Source organism: Vibrio glycogenivorans (genome assembly GCF_051660965.1).
Taxonomy (GTDB): Bacteria; Pseudomonadota; Gammaproteobacteria; order Enterobacterales; family Vibrionaceae; genus Vibrio.
In genome coordinates, this window is the sequence record NZ_JBPVIS010000008.1 from 33,637 (window position 1) to 48,088 (window position 14,452).

13 protein-coding genes are annotated in these 14,452 nt (G+C 45.6%); 5 read left to right on the top strand and 8 right to left on the bottom strand.

What is annotated here, in order from left to right:
• Positions 1-33 precede the first annotated feature (33 nt).
• Positions 34-2,703: a DUF2339 domain-containing protein gene (locus ACSTTG_RS16035; RefSeq protein WP_438475536.1), complete on the top strand. Its 2,670-nt coding sequence runs from the start codon at positions 34-36 to the stop codon at positions 2,701-2,703.
• A gap of 244 nt (positions 2,704-2,947) precedes the next feature.
• Positions 2,948-3,568, top strand: a complete 621-nt coding sequence (locus ACSTTG_RS16040) for a LysE family translocator (protein WP_438457458.1) — start codon at positions 2,948-2,950, stop codon at positions 3,566-3,568.
• Between the two features lie 167 nt (positions 3,569-3,735).
• On the opposite strand, the gene galE is transcribed toward ACSTTG_RS16040, so the two are convergent.
• Positions 3,736-4,752: a UDP-glucose 4-epimerase GalE gene (galE, locus tag ACSTTG_RS16045; protein WP_438457457.1), complete on the bottom strand. Its 1,017-nt coding sequence runs from the start codon at positions 4,750-4,752 to the stop codon at positions 3,736-3,738.
• 227 nt (positions 4,753-4,979) lie between these two features.
• Here galE and ACSTTG_RS16050 point away from each other — a divergent pair, with 227 nt between their 5' ends.
• From ACSTTG_RS16050 to ACSTTG_RS16060, 3 genes are read left to right on the top strand one after another with little or no spacing between them, the layout of a single operon-like run.
• Entirely contained in the window at positions 4,980-5,735 is a 756-nt protein-coding gene (locus ACSTTG_RS16050; RefSeq protein ID WP_438457456.1) for a 5-oxoprolinase subunit PxpA, read from the top strand.
• On the top strand, positions 5,732-6,448 hold the full coding sequence (locus ACSTTG_RS16055; RefSeq protein WP_438457455.1) for a 5-oxoprolinase subunit B family protein: 717 nt from the start codon (positions 5,732-5,734) through the stop codon (positions 6,446-6,448). The genes ACSTTG_RS16050 and ACSTTG_RS16055 overlap by 4 nt, the downstream gene beginning before the upstream one ends.
• On the top strand, positions 6,445-7,368 hold the full coding sequence (locus ACSTTG_RS16060; protein ID WP_438457454.1) for a 5-oxoprolinase subunit C family protein: 924 nt from the start codon (positions 6,445-6,447) through the stop codon (positions 7,366-7,368). The genes ACSTTG_RS16055 and ACSTTG_RS16060 overlap by 4 nt, the downstream gene beginning before the upstream one ends.
• A gap of 36 nt (positions 7,369-7,404) precedes the next feature.
• Here the strand turns inward: ACSTTG_RS16060 and ACSTTG_RS16065 are convergent, their stop codons facing one another.
• The 7 genes from ACSTTG_RS16065 to ACSTTG_RS16095 all read right to left on the bottom strand — a co-directional run bounded on the left by ACSTTG_RS16065 (position 7,405) and on the right by ACSTTG_RS16095 (position 14,267).
• Complete coding sequence (locus tag ACSTTG_RS16065; RefSeq protein ID WP_438475537.1) at positions 7,405-8,835, bottom strand: FAD-dependent oxidoreductase; 1,431 nt, start codon at positions 8,833-8,835, stop codon at positions 7,405-7,407.
• 1,804 nt (positions 8,836-10,639) lie between these two features.
• Entirely contained in the window at positions 10,640-11,155 is a 516-nt protein-coding gene (locus ACSTTG_RS16070) for a hypothetical protein (protein ID WP_438475538.1), read from the bottom strand.
• 42 nt (positions 11,156-11,197) lie between these two features.
• On the bottom strand, positions 11,198-11,575 hold the full coding sequence (locus ACSTTG_RS16075) for a hypothetical protein (protein WP_438475539.1): 378 nt from the start codon (positions 11,573-11,575) through the stop codon (positions 11,198-11,200).
• Between the two features lie 28 nt (positions 11,576-11,603).
• The gene (locus ACSTTG_RS16080; RefSeq protein WP_438475540.1) at positions 11,604-12,188 is read right to left on the bottom strand and encodes a DUF2971 domain-containing protein; all 585 of its coding nucleotides are present in this window, start codon (positions 12,186-12,188) and stop codon (positions 11,604-11,606) included.
• 145 nt (positions 12,189-12,333) lie between these two features.
• A complete protein-coding gene (locus ACSTTG_RS16085; protein WP_438475541.1) occupies positions 12,334-12,465 on the bottom strand; it encodes a hypothetical protein in 132 nt (43 codons plus the stop codon).
• Positions 12,466-12,613: 148 nt separating this feature from the next.
• Complete coding sequence (locus ACSTTG_RS16090; RefSeq protein ID WP_438475542.1) at positions 12,614-13,606, bottom strand: IS110 family RNA-guided transposase; 993 nt, start codon at positions 13,604-13,606, stop codon at positions 12,614-12,616.
• 190 nt (positions 13,607-13,796) lie between these two features.
• Positions 13,797-14,267, bottom strand: coding sequence for a DDE-type integrase/transposase/recombinase (locus ACSTTG_RS16095; protein ID WP_438475543.1), 471 nt, complete (start codon positions 14,265-14,267; stop codon positions 13,797-13,799).
• Positions 14,268-14,452: the final 185 nt, after the last annotated feature.

Genomic DNA, 14,452 nt, shown 5'->3' on the forward strand with positions numbered 1-14,452 from the left:
CAACTTGTATGGATTGGGAAAATGGATCTAATCATGGAATTATTCATTGTGATTGGGCTAATCGCTATCTCATTAGCCGTTATCACACCTATTGTAGCCTTTAGGGCCAATGAAAAAGCGAATCGACTTGAGCAGCATGTCCGCTCGTTAAGAGAAGAAGTTGAAAAACTAAAGCGAGCACAGCCCTCCTCCCAACAGGAAAATCCACAGCCTGCTCCGATCTCACAACCGAAAACTGCACCGACCATGAAAGAGACTCTTATCGTTGAATCTCCATGGGAGCCGAAACCTGCAGAAGTAACAGAAAAGCCAAAGCCAGTTTTCAAACCGATTCCGCCATCAGAGCCAGCAGAGCTACATCCGTGGCTTGAAAAGTGCTTTGATCATATGCGCGATAAATGGTTAGTTTGGGTTGGTGGTTTAGCCATGGTGATCGGTGCCGGTTATCTTGTTCAGGTCGTTGGCAGCAACTTCACTTTCCCACCTATTGCGAGAGTATTAGCCGCAGCTGCAATATCTTTGGCTCTGATCGCGATTGGAGAGTGGGCACATAGAAAAATCAGCGCTATTTCTACCACGTTTTTCAGTGATAAGGCTGATGCGTATATACCGGCAGCACTTTATGCTGCGGGCATGAGTGGCTTATACGCCACAGTTATTTTCTCCACAGTGATTTATCAGTTTTTCACCCCAAGCATCGCGTTGATATCAATGGCCGCACTCGCGGTGCTCTGCCTCGCATTGACCGTAAGGTTAGGACCACTAATGGCCGCGCTTGGTCTATTTGGAGGCTATTCCGCACCGTTTTGGATTGGTGGTAGTGAACCCAATTACCTATTGCTTACCAGCTACATATTAACCATTTCACTGGCTGGACTATTGACCAAGCACTACAGCCAGATCAAATGGCTGGCAACTGCGGTCTCTATCGCTCACGGGCTATGGCTACTGTTAATCGCGACGAACATATCATCACAGCAAATCATCATCTGGTTCTTACTCTTTGTTCCGATTAGTACCTATTTGTTGGTTTGCACTCCGCTAATGGGTTGGCAGCTAAAGTTAGGCTACAAGAAAATCGCGCCAAAGCGATGGTTTCATCCACTGATCCCTGCCGTATTGCTTGCTGCCGTTAGCGCGCTAGTCATGGAGCGTTCTCTTGCGTTAGGTACTGGTTATCTGTGGGTGTTCTCTTATCCAGCATTACTGCTCATCATGCCTGCATTGCGAGGTAAGCTTGTTCCAAGAGCCTTCTATGGTGTTAGCATGCTCGCCATGATTCTGGCGACCGTATCAGTCTTTACTGTGGCCAATGAGACCTTAGCGGGTGAGGTTTGGTTCGTCTTCGCTACGCTCGTTGTTTTAGCCAGTGCAAGAGTACAGACCCAATACTTGCTGGGCGATAAACACAAAATCGCTTACTGGATGGCTTCACTAACTTTGCCAGCCCTGGTTATCACTACCCTGGTCTATGTCAATCATAACGTCACTGCATACCTAAATGGTTGGACGGTCTTCAGCATCGCGTCCATCGCACTGTCTCTGATGGTCGCAAACCGATACCAACAGCTTGTCATGGAGAACTCAATTGCGGTACATGCTTTAATTCTGGCGATTTGTCACTGTTATTTCGCCCCTGAACTTCTTCCCTTAACGATCGCTATACAGGTGCTAATCGCTAGTGTTCAGAGCCAGCAAAAACTTTGTTCACCTGGGATGTCGGTTATCAAAATCATGATGACCTTACTTATCATTAAGCTGTCATTAGTGCCTTTCCTACCCCAGTTACAAATTACTTGGCTACCGGAGTGGGCATGGCTTCTCACTAGCTTTATCCCGACAATCGCAATTTTGCTTGTTGCCCGACAAGTCATTGGCACACATAACTTTGAGTTTAGAGAATGGTTTGATGCGACAACAATGCACCTAGCAGTGTTACTAACCTTTACTCAAACCAGCTATTGGCTGCTCGACAGCTATAACTTCTTTTCTGACGTAAGCTTTTACAGTGTTTCGCTTTTTACTTGCCAAGCTCTAGCATTGTTCGTTGTTTACCAAGCAAAATGCAAGGTAACTTCACGCTTTAAGCCATTCTATCAGCACTATTCATTGGGCTTACTTGCCCTAGCTGCTTTGCTATTCACAGCATTAAATACCGTCTATCAACCACTGACGAACACCTACGTTTCTGGTGCCGATTGGCCAATCTTCAACTGGTTAGCGATCGGCTGGGTGTTACCTGCTGTAATTCTCGCCATAACGGCATACAAGGGATACTTCTCAGCGCCAATTAGTGCAGTACAACTCTATAGCATTGCTGCAGGTGCCTTGGGGCTGTGGGTTCTCTATTCGATCCGCCAGTTCTGGCAAGATGGTAGCATGATGCTCTCTCAACCCACCGGAATGGCTGAGATGTTTAGCTACTCGTTCGCAATTATCCTCATTGGCGTTGCAACGACTTATATCGGGGGCATCAAAGACCAACTTCAGTTGCAAAAGGTCGGCTTGGCAACATTAGGTATTGCCGTCTGTAAGGTGTTCTTACTCGATACCGCAGTGCTTGACGGTATTTGGAGGGCGATTAGTTTCCTTGGGCTCGGTGGTTCGCTGATTATCATAGGTTGGCTCTTCCAGCGCTTGCAGTATCGCTCAACGTTGAAGGCAGAGGATGCTGCCGCTAACTCTACAGCAGACTCACTATAGCAATAACTGCTTAAAAACTGGTGGTGACCAAAGTTACCCGGTCACTGCCTCTTTTACTGCTGAGTCAAAATCAAATCAGCTCGTCTTACGGCCGTATTCGCTCAGGAAGAGATACGCCAAACAACTGGTTTATTAAGGCAAGCTGTAACACTGACCCGATCACTGCTAGCGAGACACATGGCTGTTTTTGCCAAATTGAATATGTTAGCCTTGCCATATCGAAACTCTAACCCGTTTGTTTGTAATGAATTTTGCTGCCCTCACTGTCTTTATCCCCACTTTCTTTTTTGTCTCTGTGACCCCTGGTATGTGCATGACACTTGCCCTAACCCTTGGTATGAGTATCGGCTATCGCCGCACTTTGTGGATGATGCTGGGCGAATTAGCTGGGGTTGCGGTTGTGGCAATTTCAGCGGTGTTTGGTATTGCGGCGATCATGCTCAACTATCCTTGGTTATTCGTCGGCTTTAAGTTCGTTGGCGGAACCTACCTGATTTATCTTGGGGTACAGATGTGGCGCTCAAAAGGCAAGTTAGCTCTGTCGGCCGATACCGCACCTGTTAAGTCCGGTAATGACTGGGATCTCGTGATTCAGGGCTTTATTACCGCGATAGCCAATCCCAAAGGTTGGGCGTTTATGATCTCCCTTCTACCGCCGTTTATCGATCAATCCAGCCCATTAACACCGCAGTTAATTGTACTCGTATCGATCATCCTAATATGTGAGTTTATTTGTATGACGCTTTACGCCACGGGCGGTAAGGGTCTTAAACGTATGCTGGGCAAGAGTGAAAAAGTCCAATTGCTTAATCGTATTGCGGGCAGCCTGATGGTGGGCGTAGGTGTTTGGCTTTATCTCACCTAATCTAGGTGACTAGTTAAGGTGGTGTTAGTCAAGGTGGTATTAGTCAAGGTGATAACAAAAAAGGCGGTGTTGGTAGGCTAAAAGCAGCGCGGCTCTGTAAAGATTAAGTGGTCTATCGCCAGGCGGTAGACCACTAATTTTTCATTCACGGCTAACAAAACAATGGGTTAAGCGTCTGGGTAACCATTAGGGTTGTTTGACTGCCAACGCCAAGTATCTTCGGTCATCTCTGCCAGTGTGCGGGTCGCTTTCCACTCCAGCTCATTAATCGCTTTGCTAGGGTCAGCCCAACACTCCGCGATATCACCAGGTCGGCGCTCAACCAGCTTGTAAGGAATTGTCTTCTGGCTTGCCTGTTCAAAGGCTTTTACCATTTCCAACACACTCGAACCGTTACCTGTGCCTAGGTTATAGACATGCAGGCCTGCTTTTTTCCCCACCTTACGCAGTGCAGCAATATGGCCATCTGACAAGTCCATCACGTGGATGTAGTCGCGCACGCCCGTGCCGTCTTTGGTTGGGTAGTCACTGCCAAACACTGATAGGAATTCACGGCGCCCTACTGCAACTTGAGACACAAACGGCATCAGGTTGTTTGGGATCCCTTGAGGGTCTTCACCTAGATGACCGGTTGGGTGTGAGCCGACTGGATTGAAGTAGCGCAACAAGGTAATGCTCCAATCTGGGTTAGCGGCTTGGAAATCAGTTAAGCACTCTTCAACCATCAGTTTGCTGCGACCGTACGGGTTAGTCGCACTGGTTGGGAAGTCTTCCGTGATTGGCACCGATGCTGGATCGCCATACACGGTCGCTGATGAGCTAAACACAATGCTCTTCACACCAGATTCACGCATTGCGTCGACCAAAACCAGAGTGCCATTGACATTGTTGTCGTAATACTCCAGCGGTTTGGCAACCGACTCACCGACGGCTTTAAGGCCCGCAAAATGAATCACGGCGTCAATGCTGTGCGTTTGCATCACATCAACCAACAAACCTTTATTACGAATATCACCTTGAACAAAGACAGGTTTTACACCCGAAACTTGCTCAATACGCTCAAGTACGCTTGATTTGCTGTTGTAAAGGTTGTCGAGAATTACAGGCGTCATACCTGCTTCAATCATCTGGATGCAAGTGTGGCTGCCGATATAGCCCATACCACCTGTCACTAAAACGTTCATTTATCCTAGCCTCAACGGGGTTCTATTGTCAGACCGTGAGTGTAAAGCATTGACCGAGCTAAGTCTTTAGTCAAACACGCCTGCAGTAATAATTTCATCTATGCTCTCCCCTTATTTCACTCGAAAGGTGCGCAGACTGACATCATCAAAATTGAAAGTTGCTAATTTAACGTATTGATTGTACTAATTAAGGTTACAACATGTACTAGGACGTACAAGGACACTAGATGACAGTGAGCAGCATTTCTCTCAATTGTGATATGGGGGAAAGTTATGGGCGTTGGCGGATGGGTAATGATGAACACGTCATGCCGCATATCGATTTAACCAACATCGCCTGCGGCTTTCATGCCTCAGACCCACACATTATGGCTCAAACTCTTAAGCTTGCCGGCGAGTACCAGGTAAAAATTGGGGCTCACCCAGGTTACCCCGATCTGCAAGGCTTTGGTCGCCGCTCAATGACGATGGAGCATACTGAGCTCTATCATATCTTGATCTATCAAATTGGCGCCCTATCCGCTCTTGCCCAAAGCCAAGGTTTGTCTCTTAACCATGTCAAACCCCATGGCGCGCTATATAATGACATGCAGCGAGATCTGGGGTTGTTTGAGGCGGTATGCCAAGCGGTCGCCCACTTTCACCTACCACTGATGACCTTGGCCACACCGAATCGTGACCCTTTTCTCGACTGCGCCGACCGCTATGATGTACCGCTACTGTTTGAGGCATTTATTGACCGGGCGTACCTCGCCAGCGGCACCTTAGCACCGCGAGGCCAATCCGGTGCTGTACTGAGCGATCCTGATGCGATCCTGGACCAAGCCAATCAAATTATTCGCTATCAAAAGGTCAAAACACTCGATGGTGAAATCCTGCCGATTGATGCTGACACCCTGTGTATCCATGGTGATAACCCGAGCTCAATCCTTATCGCGCAGCGTTTGCGACAACTTATTGATCAGCAAGGAAACCTAGGATGAATCAAATCAAACCAGTCGCGATTGAGTGGCAGCAGGTATCCGAAACCACGCTATTGGTCGAGTTCCAAGCGCCGCTCAGTATTGAGCTGTCGCATTTAATTGGCCACGTTGCCAAGATGCTGCTCAAAAGACACAGCAAGGTGTTAATGAATGTGACACCTTCTCACCAAACCCTGTCACTCGATTACCTTCCATATAGAGTCGATGCTAGGGTCCTTATTGCGGATCTGCAGCGCTTAGTGGCCAACGCTCAGCTTGCTCATCTCAATACTAAGCTGCTGACGCTGCCTATCTACTATCACCCAAGTGTTGGCTACGATATTGAAGCCTATGAACAAAAGGGCCTGTCACTCAATCAGGTTATCGAGCTACACACCCAAGAAAGCTATTACGTCTCAGCACTCGGTTTTGCTCCTGGGTTTGCCTTTTTAGCCGGACTGAATCCCGAACTTTCTATGCCAAGATTAAGCGCGCCCCGCACACAAGTGGCCGCGGGAAGTGTTGGCATTGCGGATGAGTTTACTGCCGTTTACCCCAGTACCAGCCCCGGAGGATGGCGGATTATAGGTAACTGCCCACAACCGCTTTACCTTCCCAAGCAAGAACCAATCACGCCGTTTTCTGTTGGCGCTACTGTGCGCTTTAAGAGCATCAACCAGCGTCAATTTCTCGATTTAGGTGGCCAACTTCCCAACCTAGGAGCAAGCGCATGACACTGATTGTAGAGAAGTCACACCCTGGCGTGATCGTGACAGACTTTGGTCGTTACGGTTATGCGCATCTCGGTATTACCACTGGCGGGCCTGCCGATCAGTACGCGTTTAGTTGGGCAAACTACCTGCTGCAGAACCATATCGACTGCACCGTGATTGAAATTACCCTAGGCCAAGCACGTTTTCGAATCACTAAGCCGTGTTGGATGGCCATCGCGGGGGCGGATCTGCAGGCGAGGTTAGATGGTGTCGCGCTAAAAAACTGGTCAAGCTTCTTAGTTCGTGAAGGACAGCAGTTAGAATTCAAACTGCCAAAAAACGGCCTGCGTGCCTATCTTGCGGTAAAAAATGGCTTTAAAGTCCCCAAAACCTTAGGCAGTACCTCAACGGTCAGCCGAGACAAACTTGGAGGCGTGGACCATCAGGGGCATGCACTCAAAGCTGGCGACAAATTACCTTTTGCTAAGCACTCGCTTGAGGGCAGTCGGCAATACGTCTCGTTTCGTTTTATCCCTGACTATAACCGCCCTATCTACTTGCGCGTGATTGAAGGTTATCAGAATAAGGCATTCTCAAGACAATCACTTGAAACCTTTTATCAAAGTGAATACCAGGTACAGAAAGACAGTAATCGCATGGGCTACCGCCTATCCGGTAAGCACCTTACTCCACCATGTGATGGGATTAAAAGTGAGGGGCTGGCACTCGGCGCAGTTCAGATCACCCCAGAAGGCATGCCGATTGTGATGCTGAGTGACCATCAAACGATTGGTGGCTATCCCAAAATTGGCACCGTGTCCCTGGTTGACCTGCCCCGATTGGGACAGGCCAAACCCGGTCAAAGTGTCCATTTTCACCCTGGGGATGTCAATGAACTGCAAGATGCCTGGTGCCGCTGGGCTATGTTTTTTGGGTACTAGTTCTTGGGCTACTAGTTATTGAGTAATTACAATTACTTAAGCATGACCAAAATAGCGCGCAAGGGATGCCGGGTAGCCACGCTGCTCGGCAGTATCTATTGCGGTACGCTCGACTTGAGCAAGATTAAGTGACAGCGTCACAGGATGCAGCTGCTCGATGGTCTTGTGTTGATACTCATCAAGGTCAGCCACCAGTTGCCACTCCTTAACTAAGGTCATTGCCCCCTCTAACGCAGAAGAGCCTTTGACTATCTCAAGTCGTGCATAGCGCTCACCAGAGAAGCTCACATCCGCCGCGCGCAGCGTATCGTCATTGCCTGGGATTTGCTGGACACCAAACAGAGGCGTACCCGCACACTGTGCCTGACCAAACTCAGGCAGCAGACGCGCGACAAAGTCAATCGCGCGCTCGGTTCGCTGCGTCACTACCTCTTCTTGCCAGCCTGTTTGCTGTTTATTCTCCAGCGCTGCCGGAAGCTGGGGCTGTGATGTAGCAGCACTAGATTGCGCCAAGCCCCCCTCAAATAAGGTGATGTCCTTGGTCATACCATGAAGCTGAAAGTGGTTGTCCGCGTAAGGCGTCAGCTGGGCCATACCATTTGGTGTACCGCGCTCACCATGGAAAATCACCTCAGGCCACTGATAGCGATTCTCTGTCCATTGAGTCACGTAAGCCGCTTTAAACTCCACCAAGCGCTGACGCGGCTGTTCAACCATATCGTCAATCACGCCGGTCTTAAAACCAGCTGCATTAATTAAATAGTCAGCATCTAAGACCTCTAGCTGCCCCGCTTGACGGTAGCTAATTTGCCAGCCCTGGTCTGTCGCACTGATACTCTCAACCGCACTGTTAAGCTTGACCTCACAGTTGGAGAGTTTGTCTAGGGCAAGTGACGCGCTAGCGCCAAGGCGAAATACGCTCCAGCCGTGCTCTTGGACAGCGATAACTGGGTACTTGATTTTGTCGAGATCGACTTGGTTAGCAAATGGAATCAACCAGTCTTGGATTGTATCAATATGTTCTGGCTGAACTTTGCCCTTGAGAGACAAAAGTTGAGACTTAGAAAAGGTTTGAAAATACTGCTCAACGCTACCGAGAACCTCGTTGGCCGCATCTTGCTCAACGAGCTGTTGATAAACATCGCGGATTTGCTCCAGACGTGGGATCAGGTCTTGCGGCTCGCCGCGATCATTAACCGGGATCGCAACCACGGTTGGACGATGATTGATGGTATGCGGAAACATCCTTAGCGTGTTGATCGATTGGATTAGCAACTCGATGCATTGCTCTGTTGATATTTCTCTGTATAAATTGCCCCCTGCGTGCAAATGACAGATAGGTGGCCCATTGACCAGACCCGCGCCTTTTTCGATCAAGGTCACATTTACACCAAGCTCTGCAAGATGGACTGCCGTTGTTGCTCCTGCAACACCACCGCCGATAATGGCTATTGATTTGCCACTCATTATATGCCCTATTTTGTTTCTTCTTCTGCACCGTGTGGGTGCAGGTAAACCACTGAAGTGACGCAATTATACCGTCACTTGAACCACAAAAAAAACCACAAAAAGTACTTGACGGTTCAATTGCAGAATTATTAAAAACGAGCCTTGTGAGTATCTCAAAACCCGCTACCCATTGTGACAAAACCGTTTCACCACCATCGAAGTTATTCACAGGACAAGTTATCCAAAACTTTATCCACCGTTTTTGTGGATAACTAGGCCAGTTTCAGTGGAAGAAATTGCCCTTTTGTGGTGCTTTTTTGGTCTGCCATGACAGTTTTATGAATAGCTTGTATCGGGAAAGGTGTGTTGAGGTAGGTTCCAAGTGGACAAAATAGCACACAGACTCGAACACATCACACTATACAAGCTAACATACAAATTACCGTATACGGTGTTAATCAAAGGAAGGTTCTACTTCCAGATCTGAATCCCTGACATAGGTAAAATTTTCCGAAGATCTCTTTTAACAGGTGATAGTTGATAGCTCATCGTTTGGTGTTAAGCATTCTTGAGCGCTTGGGTACTGACACCTTAGAGAAGGTTGTTGGGAAAGTGCTTAATGAAAATGGTCTTTCTAGACACAGCTCCCCGTTGAGGGTCATCCCTAACGCCAACTGTATTTGTACCTCATACATGTGTTGTGTTCCTCTAACCCTGTAAGGGCTTCTAGAGGCGTTTTCTGACGGTGTTAGCTGTTAAGGGAGTGATTGTATAGGTATCGGTTAGCAGAGCTAACGTTGGCACAGCCAACTACTTTAGGTGATGTGTTTAGAGGGTGATTGGGTTGGGCATAGGCTGTTTGTGAGGAATTATAAAGCCCCAAAATTGAGGCTTTGAAAATTACTGCTTCAAACTTTGCCAGCCTTTCGTAACTGATGGAGTTTTGCTAGGTAGTTAATAACAATCAGACAAACCACTGTAGAAATAGCTATTATTCCAAGGCTTTCTCTGGGGGTCGAGTAGAAGCCGCTAAACCAAATCGTATGGACAGGAGCAAAAATATGTACCAATATCGTATTGACCAATATTAATTTTACTGTACGAGCCTCGAACCACTCTTTTCGATAGCAAAACGCGAATAGACAGCTCATTGTCAGAACGTCACTCGGAACAGTATAGATTGACCATAATGAAATACCTTCAGAGTAGAAGTCTAAATCTACAAATACACCGAGTACATTCAATAATAAATAAACCCAAAAAAATATTTTCGCTCCGGTGCATTTTTCTTGGTTTGCTACCACATCTTCTTCCCCCGAAAATTAAGTGGATTATCAGGTAATTCCATAAAATCACTTGGTGTTTTTAGGTACCGTTTAGTAAAGTTGTCACGTGTAGCGCCCCATGGTACGAGTTTCCTCAAGACATCAACGGTTTTCTGAAATTCTTCACCGTAAAAATCTTCTCCGTTCCGCAGGCGTTCTTTTGCATGAGGGATGATCTCTGCATAAATTTCGTCCCGAGTGTACATCGATAAGAGCTGATCTACCATTGCATAAGTTAGTTTCGCTAGAGATATACCACCTTACAACATTGGATGTGCCATATTTTAAACCTTAAACATGTTTAGCTAAAACTATGATTATACAGGATATATTATAATTCATCTCACTATTTTACTAGTGAAAATAACTTTATCGGTAGTTAATCTGCACGAATTCCGAACTACACTCAATCCAACCACAGCCCCTTTTCAACACCGCTGTCGATTAGTTACACAGAGAAACCCGTATGAGCATCAGAGCCGCAACCTTAACTATAGCTATCTTTTCCTTTGACTATTAGTAGAATACTGGTATTCAAACTCAACACCATAAAGAGATTCAACGATTAACTTATAATCGAGGCGGCTTTTTTGATATTGCATCAGCAATAAATTGTCTGTGTTACAGTCATTACTACGTTGTGGGTTTGACTCAATGAGTATTTCCTGTTTATTGATTTGAAATGAGTCGCCGCTCCTAGGAGCAGCGATTATAAAGCAAGATGGATTGAGATTAAGTTCACTCAAAGCTGAATAGAATTGACCTAAAGGGTGTTCAGGGACAACTCGACCATCAACTAAAACCTCTAGCTGCTTTACAAACCCTGTTCCCATTCCGTTGTTTAGTATGTAAACACCCCATTGTCCATCGTTCATATGATTTGAAAAATATGAAGTAAATCTTGGCTCTACAGAAATCTTATTGTGTTCTATTTGGGTCAGCCCTTGCCAAATAGTCAAACCCAAAGCAATTACTGCAACAACAAGAGCTAAAATATCAATTTTAGACTTCATGTATCCCCCCTAAAATAGGATGTTAAATTTGAAGCCCTATTATCACTTAGGCCGAAGCTCTTTCAATAGCTTTTCCGTCTCTTTAATGAATCTATCAAAATACTCTTCATTTTTTGTGAATTGGTGATACATATCCGTGTCACCCGCTTTGGAGCGACAGTCAGAATAGTTTGTATAGATTTTCTCTAAACGTCGAAATTTTGAGTTGCTCATTCCTGCTTGCAAACAGATCATGTGGGATTCATTTATCCCATGTTCATAATCACCCGCCTTGAGTACCCTTAGTTGCTTTAATAGTATTTCCCTTACTGGCATAACAAGAGCGTTGTATTCCTTACGTTGATCTCTCCCAAGAGCAAATCTGTGCCCGAGAAATGCTCCAATCAAAACACCCAAAATTCCTACTAGAACATGTGACATGAAAATGTTCCCCAATACAACGTGCTAGCTACACAGACTTACGGTTTTCAACGACGATCTCAAACGTTTCTTTGCAGACCTTAGCGTCTGCAATAATCGCTTTTGGATAGATTTCCCTGACTATTGATAAAAGTGTCTTCTCTTTATAGGGTGACATCTTCTCGCCGATGATGATGCGCTTGAAGGCTTCGGGGTGGAAGTGGTTAATGCTCTTTCCCTCGTGAAATAGCCTGAACTCTTGCTCGTACTCCCATTCAGGTGATTTTGTTGTCAATCGGTTTACAAATAGAGAGTAAGCAACATCCGGATCACCTTTGGATGGGTATACATAATCAGATAGAAAGTTGTATGATTTGAGATTTTGGTATCTCATCGAGCCATGACCAACATTTTCACCCGAAAAGTTACTCAAGCTGTTCAGCAGATGTTCTAGATCATATTCAATAACGAAACCTCTAAGTCCGTCACTATAATGGGACCAAAGCAATTTGCTTTTAAGAGGGTGTTCTTGATTACCTCTTTGTCTTGCGAAACAGCAATACCTTCTCTTACTCACGTATTCTTCAAACTTTTCATTTATTAAGTCGTAAAATTTATTAGTGTAATCTTTCAATAAACAGTCTACTTTCCCTAGCCAATAACAAGACATTAAATACTTCTCTATTATATGCGGTTCTGCTTTACCAGTCCTCTTTGAAACTTATTTAATTAGTGTTATCTTTTCACCTTCCGTAAGATTAATTAAGCTGTCTTCGTACTTAAAAGTAATCAATATACAACCCTTCAAACGGATCATTGAAATCATCAATCCTGCTGAACCACAAGTAGCTGTTAGCCAAGCTATCGAGGTCGAAATCCCTATAGCCATAGTAGCGGTAAATTGAGTCCATTAGTGAGCAATCCCTTAAAATAATCACATCTTATCTATCTGATAATTCCAGAATAACTACCCTTCAATCAAGTACCTTTTGGGCTATATGTGCGCCAGAGAGCGTTATCTCGGTTTGTAGATACCATCTCTCATCCTTGTACGCAAAACTAACTTAAGAGCACTTGGGGTTGGTATTTTGTTTGTGTTTTCAGCACACCAAAGCAAATTTGAATCAACTTTCTCATCGCCGCGCCAAGTGCCTGCATTTTGGTTTTACCTGCTGCTAGCAACCTTCTTTTCTGTTCTCTAATGTCAGGGTTGTGGGTGCTCGCGCTAATTGCTGCTAAAAACAACTTAGCCCTAACCCTAGACGGTCCGTTCTTGCTCATTGTCGTTCTACCCTTTAGCTTTCCAGATTCATTCAGTTGGGGGATGAGACCAATAAATGCTGCTGCTTGCTTCGCGGTGGCGAATTTTTTAGCGCTGAACAGGTAAACAAGCTCACGTGACATGACTTTACCAATGCCTACAACACTTTGCAGAAGCTTGTGATTCCTCTTCATATCAGCATCTGCATTGATAGCTAACTCAATCTCTTGTTCGATTGACGCTATTTCTTCATCGATCACACTGATGATCCGCATAACTGAGCTTTTTACGCGATCATTGGCATCACTAATTTCGCTAGCCTCTAAGCGATTAGACTCTCTCAATCGATCTTTTTCTAGAGCTGAAAGCCGTCGAACTAACGACCTGATATTTCGAGTATAAACACTGTCAGGTGTCCAGATTTGAGCACGTTCACCTTGAGCTTCACCATACAGTGCAAGCATATAGGAGTCTGACTTGTCCGTCTTATGCACGAGCCCTAGTGATTGGGAAAATTTATGTGCTTTGCCTGGGTTCGATATGAATACCCGAAATCCAACAGCATGTAGGTAGAGTGCTATCGATTCATGGTAAACGCCTGTTGACTCTATCGTGACCAAAATATCTTTAGACTCGCACTTTGAAACCTTTAGCAACCAACAACTTATTTCCGAATGAGTTCTTTTTGTGTTCTTAAATTTACGATGATTTCGTCTGCTCTTGGTTTGGCCGTGTAGCAAACAGATATCTAAATTGTCTTTACCGACGTCAATCCCAACATTTACACTCATATCAACGACTCCACTTGTACATTCAGCATCATTAGTCATACGACTACGCGCTTGGATACCATCCAGTATTTGAGTAAGTAAAATCAGGGGATAATCTACAGATCAATGTCGAGCATTATGTGGTCAAGCATCCTCACTGATTTTAGAGCTTGGGGATAGCTAATCACCCAGAGCTTCAACATACAAGTGGTCAACAAAAATTGGCCACCGCTTTGTAAGCTTCCCAGTACTGCCTCTCCAATTCACTCGGTGTTAGGCCAACAATGCTTTTCCAAGCTTCGGATAAACTAAGGTAGCCGCAAGCTGGCACACATTCAGTTTTAAGGCTTCTAAAGAAGCGCTTCATCGGATTGTTATCCCAGCAATTTCCTCGACGAGATAAAATCTGTTTTATTTGATATCGCCAGGGCGCTTGGCGGTACTTGCGTACTCGTATAATGACTGCCTTGATTACTTGGAATAACACATTAGAGGGTTTGCCCCGAGACTCATAGGCCATCTCAAGGGCTTTACCTGTCAGTTGACTATCGGGCGAATATGACATCGTCCAACTGACCGGTTTACGTGCAAAAAGGTCGATTACAACTGCAAGATAACTCCACTGATTTCCTGCCCACACATAAGTCACGTCACCGACCCAGACCTGATTAGGCGCAGTCACTGCAAACTACCTATCTAAATGATTTGGGATTTCAATGTGCTCCTGAACTGCTTTGCTGTAACGGTGTTTAGGAAGTTGTTGGCTGACGAGTCCGTGCTTTTTCGATCAAACCCGATGGGTCCATGCAATCGAGCAAGTTTGTAACAGGTGGAATATCTCGCCCAATCGATGGTATGTCATTAGCC

Excerpts from the sequence above, each read along its gene's own strand:
- ACSTTG_RS16035 (WP_438475536.1), top strand. The coding sequence starts at position 34 with ATGGAATTATTCATTGTGATTGGGCTAATCGCTATCTCATTAGCCGTT.
- ACSTTG_RS16040 (WP_438457458.1), top strand. The coding sequence starts at position 2,948 with ATGAATTTTGCTGCCCTCACTGTCTTTATCCCCACTTTCTTTTTTGTC.
- galE (WP_438457457.1), bottom strand. The coding sequence starts at position 4,752 with ATGAACGTTTTAGTGACAGGTGGTATGGGCTATATCGGCAGCCACACT.
- ACSTTG_RS16050 (WP_438457456.1), top strand. The coding sequence starts at position 4,980 with ATGACAGTGAGCAGCATTTCTCTCAATTGTGATATGGGGGAAAGTTAT.
- ACSTTG_RS16055 (WP_438457455.1), top strand. The coding sequence starts at position 5,732 with ATGAATCAAATCAAACCAGTCGCGATTGAGTGGCAGCAGGTATCCGAA.
- ACSTTG_RS16060 (WP_438457454.1), top strand. The coding sequence starts at position 6,445 with ATGACACTGATTGTAGAGAAGTCACACCCTGGCGTGATCGTGACAGAC.
- ACSTTG_RS16065 (WP_438475537.1), bottom strand. The coding sequence starts at position 8,835 with ATGAGTGGCAAATCAATAGCCATTATCGGCGGTGGTGTTGCAGGAGCA.
- ACSTTG_RS16070 (WP_438475538.1), bottom strand. The coding sequence starts at position 11,155 with ATGAAGTCTAAAATTGATATTTTAGCTCTTGTTGTTGCAGTAATTGCT.
- ACSTTG_RS16075 (WP_438475539.1), bottom strand. The coding sequence starts at position 11,575 with ATGTCACATGTTCTAGTAGGAATTTTGGGTGTTTTGATTGGAGCATTT.
- ACSTTG_RS16085 (WP_438475541.1), bottom strand. The coding sequence starts at position 12,465 with ATGGACTCAATTTACCGCTACTATGGCTATAGGGATTTCGACCTCGAT.
- ACSTTG_RS16090 (WP_438475542.1), bottom strand. The coding sequence starts at position 13,606 with ATGAGTGTAAATGTTGGGATTGACGTCGGTAAAGACAATTTAGATATC.